The organism is Escherichia sp. E1130 (assembly GCF_005781065.1).
In the GTDB taxonomy this organism is placed as follows: Bacteria; Pseudomonadota; Gammaproteobacteria; order Enterobacterales; family Enterobacteriaceae; genus Escherichia.
In genome coordinates, this window is sequence record NZ_VATL01000012.1 from 506,206 (window position 1) to 523,875 (window position 17,670).

At 50.5% G+C, this 17,670-nt stretch carries 20 protein-coding genes; 12 read left to right on the forward strand and 8 right to left on the reverse strand.

The annotated features are described in order from the left end of the window. Positions 1-38: 38 nt before the first annotated feature. A complete protein-coding gene (ybjI, locus tag FEK66_RS13060) occupies positions 39-854 on the reverse strand; it encodes a 5-amino-6-(5-phospho-D-ribitylamino)uracil phosphatase (protein ID WP_130205195.1) in 816 nt (271 codons plus the stop codon). Next, positions 854-2,062 carry an MFS transporter gene (locus FEK66_RS13065; protein ID WP_131162165.1) on the reverse strand — a complete coding sequence of 403 codons (1,209 nt, stop codon included), beginning with the start codon at positions 2,060-2,062 and terminating at the stop codon, positions 854-856. The genes ybjI and FEK66_RS13065 overlap by 1 nt, the downstream gene beginning before the upstream one ends. 83 nt (positions 2,063-2,145) lie before the next feature. Between FEK66_RS13065 and rcdA the strand changes: the two genes are divergently transcribed. Then, positions 2,146-2,721: a DNA-binding transcriptional regulator RcdA gene (gene rcdA, locus FEK66_RS13070; protein ID WP_135493606.1), complete on the forward strand. Its 576-nt coding sequence runs from the start codon at positions 2,146-2,148 to the stop codon at positions 2,719-2,721. A 135-nt stretch (positions 2,722-2,856) separates the two neighbouring features. Here the strand turns inward: rcdA and FEK66_RS13075 are convergent, their stop codons facing one another. After that, positions 2,857-4,542: an aspartate:alanine antiporter gene (locus FEK66_RS13075; protein WP_130205201.1), complete on the reverse strand. Its 1,686-nt coding sequence runs from the start codon at positions 4,540-4,542 to the stop codon at positions 2,857-2,859. A 267-nt stretch (positions 4,543-4,809) separates the two neighbouring features. Between FEK66_RS13075 and FEK66_RS13080 the strand changes: the two genes are divergently transcribed. Continuing rightward, positions 4,810-5,187, forward strand: a complete 378-nt coding sequence (locus FEK66_RS13080; RefSeq protein WP_130205203.1) for an inner membrane protein YbjM — start codon at positions 4,810-4,812, stop codon at positions 5,185-5,187. A 31-nt stretch (positions 5,188-5,218) separates the two neighbouring features. Here the strand turns inward: FEK66_RS13080 and FEK66_RS13085 are convergent, their stop codons facing one another. Beyond that, complete coding sequence (locus tag FEK66_RS13085) at positions 5,219-5,476, reverse strand: GrxA family glutaredoxin (protein WP_130205205.1); 258 nt, start codon at positions 5,474-5,476, stop codon at positions 5,219-5,221. 159 nt (positions 5,477-5,635) lie between these two features. Here FEK66_RS13085 and FEK66_RS13090 point away from each other — a divergent pair, with 159 nt between their 5' ends. From FEK66_RS13090 to rlmC, 10 genes are all read left to right on the forward strand, one after another. Further along, entirely contained in the window at positions 5,636-5,923 is a 288-nt protein-coding gene (locus FEK66_RS13090; RefSeq protein WP_130205207.1) for a DUF1418 family protein, read from the forward strand. Continuing rightward, positions 5,907-6,629: a nitroreductase NfsA gene (nfsA, locus tag FEK66_RS13095; RefSeq protein ID WP_130205209.1), complete on the forward strand. Its 723-nt coding sequence runs from the start codon at positions 5,907-5,909 to the stop codon at positions 6,627-6,629. Before FEK66_RS13090 ends, nfsA begins: the two co-directional genes overlap by 17 nt. A 60-nt stretch (positions 6,630-6,689) precedes the next feature. After that, complete coding sequence (rimK, locus tag FEK66_RS13100) at positions 6,690-7,592, forward strand: 30S ribosomal protein S6--L-glutamate ligase (protein ID WP_130205211.1); 903 nt, start codon at positions 6,690-6,692, stop codon at positions 7,590-7,592. A gap of 87 nt (positions 7,593-7,679) precedes the next feature. Then, positions 7,680-8,156 carry a YbjN domain-containing protein gene (locus tag FEK66_RS13105; protein ID WP_000203025.1) on the forward strand — a complete coding sequence of 159 codons (477 nt, stop codon included), beginning with the start codon at positions 7,680-7,682 and terminating at the stop codon, positions 8,154-8,156. Positions 8,157-8,507: 351 nt separating this feature from the next. Further along, complete coding sequence (gene potF, locus FEK66_RS13110) at positions 8,508-9,620, forward strand: spermidine/putrescine ABC transporter substrate-binding protein PotF (protein ID WP_130205213.1); 1,113 nt, start codon at positions 8,508-8,510, stop codon at positions 9,618-9,620. 94 nt (positions 9,621-9,714) lie between these two features. After that, positions 9,715-10,848 carry a putrescine ABC transporter ATP-binding subunit PotG gene (gene potG, locus FEK66_RS13115; protein ID WP_130214734.1) on the forward strand — a complete coding sequence of 378 codons (1,134 nt, stop codon included), beginning with the start codon at positions 9,715-9,717 and terminating at the stop codon, positions 10,846-10,848. 9 nt (positions 10,849-10,857) lie between these two features. Beyond that, positions 10,858-11,802 (forward strand): putrescine ABC transporter permease PotH, encoded by a 945-nt coding sequence (potH, locus tag FEK66_RS13120; RefSeq protein WP_135493607.1) that lies wholly within the window; start codon positions 10,858-10,860, stop codon positions 11,800-11,802. Next, a complete protein-coding gene (potI, locus tag FEK66_RS13125) occupies positions 11,799-12,644 on the forward strand; it encodes a putrescine ABC transporter permease PotI (RefSeq protein ID WP_130258187.1) in 846 nt (281 codons plus the stop codon). Before potH ends, potI begins: the two co-directional genes overlap by 4 nt. 59 nt (positions 12,645-12,703) lie before the next feature. Then, positions 12,704-13,192 (forward strand): YbjO family protein, encoded by a 489-nt coding sequence (locus tag FEK66_RS13130; RefSeq protein ID WP_135493608.1) that lies wholly within the window; start codon positions 12,704-12,706, stop codon positions 13,190-13,192. 40 nt (positions 13,193-13,232) lie between these two features. Continuing rightward, positions 13,233-14,360 (forward strand): 23S rRNA (uracil(747)-C(5))-methyltransferase RlmC, encoded by a 1,128-nt coding sequence (gene rlmC, locus FEK66_RS13135; RefSeq protein ID WP_135493609.1) that lies wholly within the window; start codon positions 13,233-13,235, stop codon positions 14,358-14,360. Positions 14,361-14,534: 174 nt separating this feature from the next. On the opposite strand, the gene artJ is transcribed toward rlmC, so the two are convergent. The 4 genes from artJ to artI form a co-directional block, all read right to left on the reverse strand. Continuing rightward, positions 14,535-15,266: an arginine ABC transporter substrate-binding protein ArtJ gene (gene artJ, locus FEK66_RS13140; protein WP_130222142.1), complete on the reverse strand. Its 732-nt coding sequence runs from the start codon at positions 15,264-15,266 to the stop codon at positions 14,535-14,537. Positions 15,267-15,542: 276 nt separating this feature from the next. Then, positions 15,543-16,211 (reverse strand): arginine ABC transporter permease ArtM, encoded by a 669-nt coding sequence (gene artM, locus FEK66_RS13145; RefSeq protein ID WP_000464489.1) that lies wholly within the window; start codon positions 16,209-16,211, stop codon positions 15,543-15,545. Further along, positions 16,211-16,927: an arginine ABC transporter permease ArtQ gene (artQ, locus tag FEK66_RS13150; protein ID WP_130205229.1), complete on the reverse strand. Its 717-nt coding sequence runs from the start codon at positions 16,925-16,927 to the stop codon at positions 16,211-16,213. Before artQ ends, artM begins: the two co-directional genes overlap by 1 nt. 6 nt (positions 16,928-16,933) lie before the next feature. After that, complete coding sequence (artI, locus tag FEK66_RS13155; protein ID WP_000756569.1) at positions 16,934-17,665, reverse strand: arginine ABC transporter substrate-binding protein ArtI; 732 nt, start codon at positions 17,663-17,665, stop codon at positions 16,934-16,936. Between the last annotated feature and the right edge of the window lie 5 nt (positions 17,666-17,670).

Genomic DNA, 17,670 nt, shown 5'->3' on the forward strand with positions numbered 1-17,670 from the left:
CTTCATTCAGGCGTTGTGTTGCCGGGCGTGCTGCCGTTTTATTGATTAAATGGCGCTTCGTGTTTAAGAACTTTATCAATCACGTCCAGTACGCCTTCACGGTTATTGGAACCTGCACGATATTTCGCCGCTGCAACAACCGCGCTGCCGGCATTTTCCATTGCGAAGCTGTACCCTGCCTGACGCAGCATCTCAATATCATTACCGCCATCGCCAAAGACCACGACTTCGCTGTCGTCTATTCCCCATAATTTCTGGAGTTGACGCAGGCCATTGGCTTTATGCACGCCGGGGATGATTAAATCGATGCTGCCGTTGCCGGTATGCACTGGCACCATAATATCGCCGATGGCTTCATGTAATGCTTTCTGCACTTGTGGAATCAGTTCATCGGAAAGATTCAGGCCAAACTTGAAGAAGATATCTTCTAGGTTGTCAAAGTTATCGACGTATTCCAGACGGTGATAATACATTTCCGCCACGGTTTTCATGGCATCGTCATATTTTTTGAGGGTATAGGCGCTATTTTTGCCGCAGGCAATAATCTCCACTTCCGGGCGCGTCAGCAAATGCGCCACGACAGTGGCAAAAGCATCTTTCGATAGCTCACCATTAAAAACATCTTTGCCTTCGCTCACTACCCAGCCACCATTTTCCGCCACAAAAGCAATTTCATCGGCAATTTCGGGGAAGAATGAGATCAACTGATAATATTGATTCCCGCTGGCAACCACAAAGCGAATACCTTGTGCTTTCATCTGCTGATATTGGGCCATAAACCGCTCGCGGTTATAGGTTTTTTGATCGCTTAAGAAAGTACCGTCCATGTCTACCGCAATTAATTTAATGCCCATCAACTATTCTCCATCGCAGTCTGCGTTTTTGTATTGGGTTTGGCGACGGCTTTTGCGACGATAGCCGCGAGAATAACCAGCGCCAGTACAACCAGCATTGCACTACGTAATCCATAATGTTCGCCGAGATAGCCCAGCAGTGGCGGCCCGACGAGGAAAGCCAGATAACCGGTCGTGGCCACTACGCTGACACGGGTTGGCGCATCGGGGCCGGTATCACTGGCGGCTGAAATGGTCAGCGGGAAGCCCAGCGAGGCACCCAGTCCCCAAAGAACGACAGATACCCCGGCGACCCAGGCGCTATCAACAAAAATAATTAGCCCGATACCCAACGCACCCATTAGTGCACTGGCACGTACCACGGCAACGCGGCTGTAGCGATCAATAAACCAGCCGCCGGTAAAACGTCCAACGGTCATCCCCAATGTGAAACCTGCGTATATCAATGAGCCGGACGTTGGGCTAAATCCGTGGCCATCAACCATTAATAAGGGTAACCAGTCGTTGGCAGAACCTTCTGCAAAAGCCATTGCCAGCACCACGACACCAATTAATAGCAACTGAATATCGCGATAAAAAGGAACCCCTTTTTCACTATGCTGCGTGCCATCGGCAGCATTTTTTCCCGTACCGTCAGGGATTGCCTGAATAGCGATATAAATAGGCGCGATGCCCACCAGCGCCGCCAGCAAAATGTGAACAGTTGCCGGAACTCCAAAGGCCGTCAGCGCCATCCCTACACCAGCCCCCGCCAGCGTACCGAGACTGTAGAAGCCATGCATCATCGGCAAAACCGTTTTATTCATTTCTCGCTCAACGGCAGCACCTTCAACGTTTATCGCCACTTCTGCGGAACCAAAACTGGCGCCAAAAACGCCAAGACCAACGGCAAAGAGCACAGGAGATGTCAGCCAGAGCGCCAGACTTAATATCATCATCCCGATCAATGCGCAGGACATCGTGACCAGGATGACATTACGCGTCCCAAAGCGTTTTACTAACCACGCCGAGCAGAGAATGCCGCTCATCGAACCGATTGACAGACCAAAGAGCACTCCGCCCATTTCGGCGATAGAGACAGAAAGAATGTCGCGGATGGCGGGCGTTCTGGTTGCCCAGGAAGCCATTAGAAGGCCCGGCAAAAAGAAGAACATGAACAGCGCCCAGGTACGGCGTTTCAAGGCATTACGTGAAGAATTTACTGTCATAGATCACGTCAAAAAAAGAAGAGAGAAGACAACCTTAGCAAGGTTGTGTACATTTGTACACAATTGCAGAGAGAGGAAATGACATGCGTCGCGCTAACGATCCACAACGGCGAGAAAAAATCATCCAGGCCACTCTCGAGGCGGTGAAACTTTACGGAATACATGCCGTGACGCACCGTAAAATAGCTACCCTTGCCGGTGTACCGTTAGGGTCGATGACCTACTATTTTTCAGGGATTGATGAGCTATTGCTGGAGGCGTTCAGTAGCTTTACGCAGACTATGTCACGGCAATATCAGGCATTTTTCCTCGATGTCAGCGATGCCCCCAGTGCCTGCCAGGCCATCACAGAAATGATCTACAGCTCGCAGGTTGCAACGCCGGACAACATGGAACTGATGTATCAACTCTACGCGCTGGCCAGTCGAAAACCGTTATTAAAAACAGTGATGCAAAACTGGATGCAGCGCAGTCAGCAAACACTCGAACAATGGTTTGAACCTGGAACGGCCCGGGCTCTGGATGCTTTTATTGAAGGGATGACGCTGCATTTTGTCACTGACCGTAAGCCGCTATCGCGCGAGGAGATTTTACGGATGGTGGCACGAGTGGCGGGGCAGGAGATAAATTTCAGGCAACAAAAAACCCATCAACCTTGAACCAAAATGGCGGGGTTGATGGGCTCCACAAAATGGGGACATCAAAGAAAAGCAGTGGCACTAATTAAGACTGATGCCCCAAAGAAAAGTTCGCCGATTGTACAAAAAAATTTCATTTTCAGGGCAACTTCAGTTTTATCCGAGTCCTGGCCATACCATGACAATGATTGTCCCGGCCAGCGTTAGCAGTACGTTAGCTATTGCATAAGTGCCCGCATAACCTAAGGCTGGGATGTTACTGCGTGCGGTGTCGCTGATGATCTCCATTGCCGGCGCACAAGTACGCGCGCCCATCATCGCGCCGAACAGGAGTGCGCGGTTCATACGCAGTACATAAGCGCCGAACAGGAAGCAGATAACCACCGGCACCAGACTGACAATCAATCCGGCAATTAACATCTGACCACCGATCGCGCCCAGGCCGTTATTAATGCCGCTACCGGCGCTTAAACCAACGCCTGCCATAAACACCATCAAGCCGAACTCTTTCACCATGCTTAACGCCCCCTGCGGAATGTAACCGAAGGTCGGGTGGTTAGCGCGCATAAAGCCCAACATAATGCCGGCGAATAACAAGCCAGCAGCGTTACCCATGCCAAAGCTAAATGTACTGAACTGGAAGGTGATCATCCCGATCATCAGGCCAATAACAAAGAACGCGCAGAATGCCAGCAGGTCTGTGACCTGGCTGTGAATCGAGATAAAGCCGATGCGGTCAGCAATGGTTTTCACGCGACGGGCATCGCCGCTCACCTGTAAAACATCACCTTTATTAAGCACAACGTTGTCATCAATTGGCATCTCAATCTGGCTGCGGATGACGCGGTTAAGGAAGCAACCGTGATCGGTCAACTTCAGTTGTGCCAGACGTTTACCTACCGCGTTATGGTTTTTGACGACGACCTCTTCAGTGACGATACGCATGTCGAGAAGGTCACGATCAAAAACTTCTTTACCGTTACGGAAGCTGGGATCGAGGCGGGCATGGGCGTCTGGATATCCCACTAACGCTATCTCATCGCCCATTTGCAGTACGGCGTCGCCATCTGGATTTGCCAGAATCCCGTTACGACGAATACGTTCAATGTAGCAACCGGTTTGACGATAAATACCCAATTCACGCAGATTTTTGCCGTCGGTCCAGGCCACCAGCTCCGGGCCGACACGGTAGGCGCGGATCACCGGCAAATAAACTTTGCGGCTGGCATCGGTGTCCAGGCCACGTTCGCGAGCGATTTGTTGGGCGCTGGTCTGTAAATCCTGATGTTGCAACTTCGGTAAATAACGTGCACCGACAATTAAACTCACCAGGCCAATTAAATAAGTTAACGCATACCCAAGGCTTAGATTATCCAGTGCTGTGGAGAGCTGTCCGCTTTCCATACCGGAATGGCGTAATGTGTCGCCAGCACCGACCAGAACCGGTGTCGATGTCATGGAGCCAGCCAACATACCGGCCGTCAGACCGATATCCCAGCCAAACAGCTTACCCAACCCTAAGGCGATCGCCAGCGCACTGCTAACCATCACCAGAGCTAACATTAGGTAATTTTTCCCATCGCGGAAAAAAATGGAAAAAAAGTTGGGGCCGGCTTCGACCCCGACGCAGAAAATAAACAACATAAAGCCAAGATTAAGCGCGTCGGTGTTAATGCTGAAATGTTGTTGCCCTAATAGTAACGATACGACTAAAACGCCAATGGAATTACCCAGTTGGATTGAACCAAGTCGTAATTTTCCTAGACATAGTCCAAGCGCAAGGACTACAAATAATAACAGAATGTAATTCCCATTTAACAATTCGGCGACGTTTATATTCACGGAGACTAACTTCTTGTTTACGAGTAAGCTATTGAAAGAAATGGTAATTTAAGATAATGTTTTTACCTGAAATCAGGGCGCGGATTCATTCAGCGCACATAAGCAATAGTAAAGAAACAATATATTTTACTAGTGTAATCACATTAAGTACCAACGGCTATAAAAATTGCGTTGGCCTATATTAGCATGGAATGCGAAGCGGCTTTATCTTACTGAACGCCATAGTGGCGAAAATGTGTTCGATAGAGGCAGTGTCAGGAGGAGCGAGTGAAACATAAACAACGTTGGGCGGGGGCAATCTGCTGTTTTGTCCTCTTCATTGTAGTGTGCCTGTTCCTGGCGACGCAAATGAAAGGCGCTTTTCGGGCTGCCGGGCATCCTGAAATCGGCTTGCTGTTTTTCATTCTTCCTGGGGCGGTTGCCAGCTTTTTTTCGCAGCGTAGAGAAGTCCTTAAACCGCTGTTTGGCGCAATGCTGGCGGCACCGTGTTCTATGTTAATTATGCGTCTGTTTTTTTCACCAACACGCTCATTCTGGCAAGAGCTGGCATGGTTATTGAGCGCCGTCTTCTGGTGTGCGTTGGGGGCGTTGTGTTTCTTGTTTATTAGTAGTTTGTTCAAGTCACAGCACAGAAAAAATCAATAAAGCCCTCAAACAGAGAGGGCTTATCCGGCAATCAGGCTTCAAGATTCTCTTTCACCCAGGCAGCAAAATCGGTATAGCCGCCGATGTGTTGCTGATCGACAAAAATCTGCGGTACGGTTTCTACTGGTTTACCCGCTTTCTGTTGTAAATCTTCTTTGCTAATCCCTTCTGCACGAATATCAACATACTGATATTCAAAGTCATCGCGTTCATTACTCAGTTTGTCTGCCAACTCTTTAGCACGCACGCAGTAAGGGCAACCCGGACGACCAAAAATAACGGTTTGCATTGTTTCTCTCCTCATCTGTTTATGTCCGCCATGATTACGCCAAAATTTACTCGCTGAAAGTAGGTTTAACCTGTTGCATTGATTGCTTAAAGCTATAACTGTTAAGCACAACGCAACGAAAGGTTTTAAAATAGCAATTCACTTTGCAGAGGGAAGCTTATGCGCGCGATCGGTAAATTACCTAAAAGCGTGTTGATACTGGAATTCATCGGCATGATGTTACTGGTGACGGCGCTGCTGTCGTTAAGCCATTACCTTTCGCTTCCGGTGCCGTTTTCGACGCCAGAGATACAAATTCTGATGATTTTTCTCGGTGTTTTGCTCATGCTTCCCGCTGCGGTGGTGGTTATTCTTCAGGTGGCAAAACGGCTTGCCCCACAACTGATGAACCGTCCACTGGAATCTTCACGTTCAGAAAGAGAAAAAGATAATGACGCCAACCATTGAACTTATTTGTGGCCATCGCTCCATTCGCCATTTCACTGATGACCCCATTTCTGAGGCGCAGCGTGAGGCGATTATCAACAGCGCCCGAGCGACTTCCAGTTCTAGTTTTTTGCAATGCAGTAGCATTATTCGCATTACCGATAGAACGCTGCGTGAAGAACTGGTAACGCTGACCGGGGGGCAAAAACATGTGGCGCAAGCGGCGGAGTTCTGGGTGTTCTGTGCCGACTTTAACCGTCATTTACAGATCTGTCCGGATGCACAACTTGGCCTGGCGGAACAACTGTTGCTCGGTGTCGTTGATACGGCGATGATGGCGCAAAATGCGTTAACTGCAGCGGAATCTCTGGGATTGGGCGGAGTATATATTGGTGGCCTACGCAATAATATCGAAGCGGTGACGGAACTGCTGAAGTTACCGAAGCATGTTTTGCCGCTATTTGGTCTGTGTCTTGGCTGGCCTGCGGATAAACCGGATCTCAAACCGCGTTTACCCGCCTCTATTGTGGTGCATGAAAACAGCTATCAACCGCTGGATAAAGACGCTCTGGCGCAGTATGACGAGCAACTGGCGGAATATTATCTCACCCGTGGCAGCAATAATCGTCGGGATACCTGGAGCGATCATATTCGTCGGACGATTATCAAAGAAAGCCGTCCTTTTATTCTCGATTATTTGCATAAACAAGGTTGGGCGACGCGCTAAAACCGTAACGCCGATGTATGATACGCGGGCTTTTGACCAGGTCTGACAGAGAGGTGCAGGGTGAAAATTGCCATATTGTCCCGGGATGGAACGCTCTATTCGTGTAAGCGGTTGCGTGAAGCCGCCATACAGCGCGGTCACCTGGTTGAAATTCTCGATCCGCTTTCTTGCTATATGAACATTAATCCTGCGGCGTCTTCTATTCATTATAAAGGCCGCAAGCTACCCCATTTTGACGCGGTGATCCCGCGCATTGGCACCGCCATTACCTTTTATGGGACGGCGGCGCTACGCCAGTTCGAAATGCTGGGGAGCTATCCGTTGAATGAATCGGTTGCGATTGCCCGTGCGCGTGACAAATTGCGTTCCATGCAACTGTTAGCGCGACAGGGCATTGACCTGCCTGTAACAGGCATGGCGCATTCGCCGGATGATACCAGCGACTTAATCGAGATGGTCGGTGGTGCGCCGCTGGTGGTCAAGTTGGTCGAAGGCACGCAGGGGATTGGAGTGGTGCTGGCAGAGACGCGTCAGGCAGCAGAAAGCGTAATTGACGCTTTTCGCGGTCTTAATGCGCATATTCTGGTGCAGGAATATATAAAAGAAGCAAAAGGCCGTGATATTCGTTGTCTGGTCGTTGGCGATGAAGTGGTCGCGGCAATTGAACGGCAGGCGAAGGAGGGCGATTTTCGTTCCAATTTGCATCGTGGCGGCGCGGCGAGCATTGCCAGTATTACGCCGCAGGAGCGTGAAATCGCCATAAAAGCCGCACGAACGATGGCGCTGGATGTTGCTGGCGTGGATATTCTGCGAGCAAATCGCGGACCGTTGGTGATGGAGGTGAATGCGTCGCCTGGTCTGGAAGGGATAGAGAAAACCACCGGTATCGACATCGCGGGTAAAATGATCCGCTGGATTGAGCGCCACGCCACGGCAGAATATTGCTTAAAAACCGGTGGTTAGTCGCAATAACGTGACTGATCATGGTTTTGCCTGCGCTTTTTGCGTAAGCTGTGCCAGTCTTTTTATCGGAAGAGGTTGTACAAAATTATGACATCGCTGGTCGTTCCTGGTCTGGATACGTTGCGTCAATGGCTCGATGACCTGGGGATGAGTTTTTTTGAATGTGATAACTGTCAGGCGCTACATCTGCCGCATATGCAGAATTTTGACGGTGTCTTTGATGCCAAAATCGACCTGATTGATAACACGATCCTGTTTTCTGCCATGGCGGAAGTCAGACCTTCAGCCGTGTTGCCGCTGGCGGCGGATTTGTCGGCCATCAATGCCAGTTCGCTGACTGTGAAAGCATTTCTTGATATGCAGGATGATAATCTGCCAAAGCTGGTGGTTTGCCAGTCTTTATCCGTTATGCAGGGCGTAACCTATGAACAGTTTGCATGGTTCGTACGCCAGAGTGAAGAGCAGATTTCGATGGTCATCCTTGAAGCCAATGCCCATCAACTGCTGTTGCCGACTGACGATGAAGGGCAAAATAACGTTACCGAAAACTATTTCCTTCACTGATAATTCTTTTTGAGCACGCAGTCGCTGCCACAGTGACTGCGCATTATAATATTTCCTGCTAAATTTAACCTTCCATTAAAGATTTTTTCACTTGTCTTATGCCGAATTTGCTTTATCACATAGAGCAAATGCGCATAAAAATTTGTTAAATACTGTTTTTTAATTACAGCTATAGTTTCAAACCCTGGCTAAAGTTATTCTTGCGAGGCTTTTATATAGCGAGCAATGCTGGCCGGGAGAGAGTTCTCTTTTCTTGCGCCGCGCCGATAAAAAAATATGCACGTTTATTGCATATCTTTCAGTGTGACAACTTTTGTTCGTTTGTTAACGAACTTTCAGAAGGAAAGAGATATGACCGCCTTAAATAAAAAATGGCTATCGGGTCTGGTTGCAGGTGCTCTGATGGCCGTCTCTGTCGGCACGCTCGCGGCTGAACAAAAAACACTCCACATCTATAACTGGTCTGATTATATCGCCCCGGATACAGTGGCAAATTTTGAAAAAGAGACGGGTATAAAAGTCGTCTACGATGTTTTCGATTCCAACGAAGTATTAGAAGGCAAGTTAATGGCGGGGAGCACCGGCTTTGATCTTGTCGTTCCGTCAGCCAGTTTTCTTGAACGCCAGTTGACTGCTGGTGTATTCCAGCCGTTGGATAAAAGCAAATTGCCAGAGTGGAAGAATCTCGATCCAGAACTGCTGAAGCTGGTAGCAAAACACGATCCCGACAATAAATTTGCCATGCCGTATATGTGGGCGACCACCGGAATTGGCTACAACGTCGATAAAGTCAAAGCGGTACTGGGCGAAAACGCGCCCGTCGATAGCTGGGACTTGATCCTCAAACCTGAAAATCTGGAAAAACTGAAAAGCTGCGGAGTCTCGTTCCTCGATGCGCCGGAAGAAGTTTTTGCCACAGTGCTGAATTATCTCGGCAAAGATCCCAACAGCACCAAAGCGGATGATTACACTGGCCCGGCAACCGATCTGCTGTTAAAGCTGCGTCCAAATATTCGTTATTTCCATTCATCTCAATACATTAACGATCTGGCAAATGGTGATATCTGCGTCGCTATTGGCTGGGCGGGCGATGTGTGGCAGGCGTCTAACCGCGCGAAAGAAGCGAAAAACGGTGTGAATGTCTCTTTCTCGATTCCGAAAGAAGGGGCGATGGCATTCTTTGATGTATTCGCCATGCCTGCGGATGCCAAAAATAAAGACGAAGCTTATCAGTTCCTGAATTATCTGCTGCGTCCGGATGTGGTCGCGCATATCTCCGACCATGTGTTCTATGCTAACGCCAATAAAGCAGCCACGCCGCTGGTGAGTGCGGAAGTCCGTGATAACCCAGGAATTTACCCGCCTGCGGACGTTCGCGCCAAAATGTTCACACTACAAGTGCAGGATCCAAAAATCGATCGAGTGCGCACACGCGCCTGGACCAAAGTGAAGAGCGGAAAATAATCTGCTGTTGTAGATGCCGGACGGGTGCACCACACCCACCGGTAATTCGCACCATCATGGTGCGCTTGCACACATTCAATGCCGGAGAGCAGCCGTGAATGACGCTATCCCTCGCCCGCAGGCGAAAAGTCGTAAGTCGCTGACACCACTATTAGAAATCCGTAATTTGACCAAATCCTACGATGGTCAACATGCGGTCGATGATGTCAGTCTGACCATTTATAAAGGCGAAATCTTTGCACTGCTGGGCGCATCCGGCTGTGGCAAGTCCACACTGCTACGTATGCTGGCAGGTTTTGAACAACCTTCTGCCGGGCAGATTATGCTTGATGGCGTCGACCTGTCACGGGTTCCTCCTTATCTACGCCCCATCAATATGATGTTTCAGTCTTACGCGTTGTTTCCCCATATGACCGTGGAACAGAACATCGCCTTTGGCCTGAAGCAGGACAAATTGCCAAAAGCGGAAATTGCCAGCCGGGTCAACGAGATGCTCGGACTGGTACATATGCAGGAGTTCGCCAAACGCAAACCGCATCAGCTTTCCGGTGGCCAACGCCAGCGTGTGGCCCTGGCCCGAAGCCTTGCCAAGCGCCCAAAACTATTACTGCTCGACGAACCGATGGGCGCGCTGGATAAAAAATTGCGTGACCGGATGCAGCTTGAAGTGGTGGATATTCTGGAGCGTGTCGGCGTGACCTGCGTAATGGTTACTCACGATCAGGAAGAGGCGATGACCATGGCGGGGCGTATCGCCATTATGAATCGCGGGAAATTTGTTCAGATTGGCGAGCCGGAAGAGATTTACGAGCATCCGACTACCCGCTACAGCGCCGAGTTTATTGGTTCAGTCAACGTCTTTGAAGGGCTACTAAAAGAGCGTCAGGAAGACGGCCTGTTGCTCGATTCACCGGGGCTGGTCCATCCGCTGAAAGTCGATCCGCTGGCGTCAGTGGTCGATAACGTGCCGGTACATGTGGCGCTGCGACCGGAAAAAATCATGCTTTGCGAGGAGCCGCCCGCCAATGGTTGTAACTTCGCGGTGGGGGAGGTGATACACATTGCCTATCTCGGCGATCTTTCGGTGTATCACGTTCGACTGAAAAGCGGGCAGATGATTAGCGCCCAGCTACAAAACGCGCATCGTCACCGCAAAGGGCTACCGACCTGGGGTGATGAAGTTCGTTTATGTTGGGAAGTGGACAGTTGTGTGGTGCTGACGGTTTAAGGAGCAAAGATGAGTACACTTGAACCTCCTGTCCAGCCGGACGGGTTAAAACAGTGGCTTACGCAGTGGCAGATGAAGCACGGGCGCAAACTGGTGATTGCGCTGCCGTATATCTGGTTAATTTTGCTATTCCTGCTGCCATTTCTGATTGTCTTTAAAATAAGTCTTGCAGAGATGGCGCGAGCTATTCCGCCTTATACCGAACTGATGGAGTGGGCCGACGGGCAACTGTCAATCACCCTCAATCTTGGTAATTTCCTGCAACTTACCGACGATCCGCTCTATTTCGATGCTTATCTCCAGTCGTTACAGGTGGCAGCGATTTCGACCATCTGCTGCTTATTGCTTGGCTACCCGCTGGCGTGGGCGGTGGCGCACAGTAAACCCTCGACCCGCAATATCTTATTGCTGCTGGTGATCCTGCCGTCGTGGACCTCGTTTCTGATCCGCGTTTATGCCTGGATGGGAATATTAAAAAACAATGGCGTGCTGAATAACTTCCTGCTGTGGCTGGGCGTTATCGATCAACCGCTGACCATTCTGCATACCAACCTGGCGGTCTATATTGGCATTGTTTACGCCTATGTGCCGTTTATGGTGCTGCCAATCTACACCGCGTTGATGCGTATTGATTATTCGCTGGTGGAAGCGGCACTGGATCTCGGTGCACGACCGCTGAAAACGTTCTTTACCGTGATCGTGCCACTCACCAAAGGCGGAATTATTGCCGGATCGATGTTGGTCTTTATTCCTGCGGTTGGCGAGTTTGTGATCCCGGAACTGCTCGGCGGTCCGGATAGCATCATGATTGGCCGCGTGCTGTGGCAGGAGTTCTTCAATAACCGTGACTGGCCTGTCGCCTCGGCAGTGGCGATTATCATGTTGTTGCTGCTAATCGTGCCTATTATGTGGTTCCACAAGTATCAGCAAAAAAGTGTGGGAGAACACGGATGAATAATTTACCGGTCGTTCGTTCGCCCTGGCGGATTGTGATTTTGCTGCTGGGCTTCACCTTTCTTTATGCGCCAATGCTGATGCTGGTTATCTATTCATTTAACAGCTCGAAGCTGGTGACGGTGTGGGCGGGCTGGTCAACGCGTTGGTACGGTGAGTTATTGCGCGATGACGCAATGATGAGTGCGGTTGGTTTAAGCCTGACAATTGCGGCCTGTGCGGCGACGGCGGCGGCGATCCTCGGGACAATTGCGGCGGTGGTGCTGGTGCGCTTCGGCAGGTTTCGCGGATCAAATGGTTTTGCCTTTATGATCACCGCGCCGCTGGTGATGCCAGATGTCATCACGGGCTTGTCGCTGTTGTTGTTATTCGTCGCGCTTGCTCATGCCATTGGCTGGCCTGCGGACCGCGGTATGCTCACCATCTGGCTGGCGCATGTCACTTTCTGTACGGCTTATGTGGCAGTCGTTATTTCGTCGCGTCTGCGGGAACTGGATCGATCGATAGAAGAAGCGGCGATGGATCTCGGTGCGATGCCGTTGAAAGTGTTTTTCGTCATTACGCTACCGATGATTATGCCGGCGATCATTTCTGGTTGGTTACTGGCTTTTACCCTGTCGCTTGATGATCTGGTGATTGCCAGCTTTGTTTCCGGGCCGGGAGCCACCACGTTACCGATGCTGGTCTTCTCCAGCGTGCGTATGGGGGTGAATCCAGAAATTAACGCACTTGCAACGTTAATTCTCGGTGCGGTCGGAATTGTCGGATTTATCGCCTGGTATCTGATGGCTCGCGCAGAAAAGCAGCGGATACGCGATATCCAGCGTGCAAGACGTGGCTGAAGACACTAAAATTTGCCAACCTGGCTACATAATGCCGCGCATGTCGCGGCATTGTTTTCATGGAAGACGAACCGTTGGGATTTTTTAAGAAAACATCTTCATCACATGCTCGCCTGAATGTGCCTGCGCTGGTGCAGGTGGCGGCGCTCGCCATTATTATGATCCGTGGCCTCGACGTGTTGATGATTTTCAATACATTAGGCGTGCGCGGTATTGGCGAGTTCATTAATCGCAGCGTACAAACCTGGAGTTTAACACTGGTCTTTTTAAGCAGTCTGGCGCTGGTTTTTATTGAGATCTGGTGTGCGTTTTCGCTGGTGAAAGGGCGTCGCTGGGCGCGCTGGCTGTATCTGCTGACACAAATCACGGCCGCCAGTTACTTGTGGGCTGCTTCGCTGGGTTATGGTTATCCGGAGTTGTTCAGCATTCCCGGTGAATCAAAACGTGAAATCTTCCATAGCCTGATGCTGCAGAAGCTGCCGGATATGCTCATCCTGATGCTGCTGTTCGTTCCCTCGACCAGTCGGCGGTTCTTCCAGTTGCAATAATGTGTATAATCGTCGCCCCTGATGATGTGAAGGTCAATGTATGCAGTGCGCACTTTACGACGCGGGTCGCTGTCGTTCCTGTCAGTGGATAACGCAGCCGATACCACAGCAACTCTCCGCTAAAACCGCCGATCTTAAGAATCTGCTGGCCGATTTTCCGGTTGAGGAATGGTGCGCGCCGGTGTCTGGCCCGGAACAAGGGTTTCGTAATAAAGCCAAAATGGTGGTGAGTGGCAGTGTTGAAAAACCACGGCTCGGAATGCTGCATCGCGACGGCACGCCGGAAGATCTTTGCGATTGCCCGCTTTATCCTGCCTCATTTGCGCCCGTTTTTGCGGTGCTAAAACCGTTTATCGCCCGTGCGGGGTTAACGCCCTACAACGTGGCGCGTAAGCGTGGCGAACTGAAATACATTCTGCTGACTGAAAGCCAGAGTGATGGCGGCATGATGCTGCGCTTTGTACTGCGTTCTGAAACCAAACTGGCACAACTGCGTAAGGCATTGCCGTGGTTACAGGCACAATTGCCGCAGCTGAAAGTCATTACCGTCAATATTCAGCCGGTACATATGGCGATTATGGAAGGGGAGACGGAGATCTACCTGACGGAACAACAGTCGCTGGCAGAGCGTTTTAACGATGTGCCGCTGTGGATCCGCCCGCAAAGTTTCTTCCAGACTAATCCGGCGGTCGCCAGCCAGCTGTATGCCACCGCGCGCGACTGGGTACGGCAGCTGCCGGTTAAACATATGTGGGATCTGTTCTGCGGCGTGGGTGGTTTTGGTTTACACTGCGCGACGGCTGACATGCAGTTAACCGGGATCGAAATTGCGCCAGAAGCCATTGCCTGTGCGAAGCAATCAGCCGCTGAACTGGGCTTAACGCGTCTGCAATTTCAGGCGCTGGATTCCACTCAGTTTGCCGCCGCTCAGGGAGAGGTGCCGGAGCTGGTGCTGGTTAACCCGCCGCGCCGCGGCATTGGTAAACCGCTGTGTGATTATCTCTCAACGATGGCACCACGTTTTATCATTTACTCCAGCTGTAACGCTCAAACGATGGCGAAAGATATTCGCGAACTGCCTGGTTATCGCATTGAGCGGGTACAGCTTTTTGATATGTTCCCGCACACCGCGCACTATGAAGTGCTGACGCTGCTGGTGAAGCAATAAAAAAGCCGCAGGTGCGGCTTCAGATTGCTGATCAGGTGCGCTTTGTTCATGCCGGATGCGGCGTGAACGCCTTATCCGGCCTACAAAATCATGCTAAATCAATACATTGCAGAGTTGATGCGGGCCTGATAAGCGTAGTGCATCAGGCAATCTTACTTTTGTCATCAGTCTCAATTACTGCGGGAACCACTGGTCATTGATTTTCTGATATGTGCCGTCTGCTTTAATCGCTGCCAGCGCGTTATTCAGTTTTTCCAGCAGAGCTTTGTTATCAGGACGTACAGCGATACCCAGGCCGGTGCCGAAGTATTGCGGATCGGTCACTTTCTCAGTCGCAACGCCCAGTTGCGGATTGGTTTTCAGCCATTCGTTCACCACCGCGGTGTCACCAAATACCCCATCAATACGGCCATTTTTCAGATCGATAAAGGCATTCTGATAACTGTCATAGGAGACAGTTTTCACTTCCGGGTGCTGATCCTGAATATATTTCTGGTGCGTGGTGCCGTTTTCCATCCCAATACGTTTACCTTTCAGATCGGCAAACGTTTTGTAGGTATCTTTTTTGGCAATTACGACGGCTGAGTTTTCATAGTAGGGCGTGGTAAACGATACCTGCTTGCTACGCTCTGGCGTGATATCCATACCGGAGATAACGGCGTCATATTTTCTGAATTTCAGCGACGGGATCAGGCTGTCGAACGCGTGATTAGTAAAAGTACATTCTGCCTGCATTTGTTTGCACAAGGCTTTTGCCAGGTCGATATCAAAGCCGACAATCTGGTTATTGGCATCCATCGACTCGAACGGAGGATAGGTCGCTGATACGCCAAAATTGATTTTCTCCGCGGCAGAAGCGCCGAACGCACAGGATGCAAGTAAAGCGGCAAGAACTAACTTTTTCATGATGGAACTCCCGTCTGTCAATCTTATGATTTTTGGCCGTGTCTGCGGCATGGGATAACAATGCCATTAAGTGAATTTATATGCAATAAATATGATTAAATAATTTAAATGGAATAAAAAAAGACGGACAACTTAGTGGATTGCCCGTCTTCATTATAAGAATTTATGCACTATGTGGGTTATGTGCTGGTGTTTGATGCGACGCTGACGCGTCTTATCAGACCTACAAATCATCCAGCTAATGTACGCCGCATCCGGCATCAGCACGCAGCCATATTAATTCCGTCGCTCAAACGCCAGCGCTTTACGCTCGATCAGGCGCATCATCAGCGTCAGCAGGCCGTTAACGATCAGGTAAATAATCCCCGCCGCGCCAAATACCATCACATCGTAGGTGCGCCCGTACAACAACTGGCTGTAACCCATCACTTCCATCAGCGTAATGGTGTAAGCCAGAGAGGTACTTTTGAACACCAGCACCACTTCGTTGGAATACGAAGAGAGTGAGCGTTTAAAGGCATACGGCAGCAGGATCGCCAGCGTGTCTTTTTTGCTCATTCCCAGGGCGCTACAGGATTGCCATTGACCTTCCGGGATCGCGCGGATCGCGCCGTAAAACAGTTGCGTGGTATACGCCGCACTGTTCAGCGACAACGCAATCAGTGCACACAGCCACGGTTCTGACAGTAAATGCCACAGTGCCGGATATTCCTGCAACGTCGGGAACTGGCCCGGCCCGTAATAAATCAGGAAGATCTGCACCAACAGCGGCGTACCGGTAAACAGCGTGATATAACCCCGCACCAGCCATACCAGCACTGGCGTTTTCAGCGTCAGAATGATGGTAAAAATTAACGCCAGAATCAGCGCTACAATCAGCGAGGCAACGGTTAGCGTCAGGCTGGTGTGCAGCCCTTTCATCAGTTCGGGTAAATACTCAAACATTAGCTGGGCCTCCGCTCAAAACGTGTCGCGCGCAGGTCAATGCGTTTGAGAATGTACTGACTCAATAGAGTAATCACCAGGTAAATCGCCGCCGCCACAATGTACCAGGTAAATGGTTCCTGGGTACGGGTAGCGATGCTTTTGGTTTGTAGCATTAAATCATTCACACTAATCAAACTGACCAGCGCGGTATCTTTCAGCAGCACCAGCCACTGGTTACCGAGGCCAGGCAACGCATGACGCCACATCTGCGGCATCACCAGGCGGAAAAAAATAGCCGATTTCGACAGCCCCAGCGCCTGACCGGATTCCCACTGGCCAACTGGCACCGCTTTTAATGCACCGCGCAGCGTTTGCGAGGCATAGGCGGCATACAACAGCGACAGAGCGATGACACCACAAAGGAACGGGCTAACGTCGAAGTTCTCGATGTCCATCTGCACCGGGATCTGTACAATCCCAAGATTGATGGTGAAGCCATCCGAAAGCGTCAGCAGCAGCTGTGAGGAGCCAAAATAGATAAACAGCACCACCAGAATTTCTGGCAGGCCGCGCAGAACCGTCACTAGCGCAGAACCTGCCCACGCGACAGGACGCCATTTTGCCGACTCCCATACCGCAAAGAACATCGCCAGCGCCAGTCCGACAATCAATGCACACACGGCAAGGCCGACGGTCATCCCGGCGGCGCTTGCTAAAGGAAAAAATTCATTCATCAGGAATTACTTCTGGAACCATTTGTTGTAGATGGTTTCGTAAGTGCCATCTTTCTTCACTTTTTCCAGCGCAGTGTTGAGTTTCTGCTGCAGTTCAGTGTTGCCCTGACGTACCGCAATGCCGAGGCCAGTACCGAAGTAATCTTTGTCGGTCACTTTGTCGCCCACTGCCGCCAGTTTCGGGTTATCTTTCAGCCACTCGGTGACCACCGCGGTGTCTCCGAAGACGCCGTCGATACGACCGTTTTGCAGATCCAGTTTTGCGTTCTGGTAGCTGTCATACGGCACGGTGGTGATTTCCGGATGCTTATCCATAATGAACTTCTGGTGCGTCGTCCCGTTCTGCACGCCGACTTTTTTGCCTTTCAGCTGATCAACGCTGGTGTATTTACCCTGCTGACCAACAAACAGTGCGGAGTTGTCATAGTACGGGGTGGTAAACAGTACCTGCTTTTCACGTTCCGGGGTGATATCCATCCCGGCCATCACCGCTTCTACGCGACGGAATTTCAGGCTTGGGATCAGGCTGTCAAACGCCTGGTTAGAGAAAGTGCAGGTCGCATCAATTTCTTTACACAGCGCCTGCGCCAGGTCGACGTCAAAACCGACGATCTGGTTGTTCGCGTCTATAGATTCAAACGGAGGATAGGAGGCTTCGGTAGCAAAACGAATGGTTTCGGCAGCTGTGGCGGAAAGACTAAAACCTGCAATTAGCGCGGCAATCAGAACTTTTTTCATTGTTG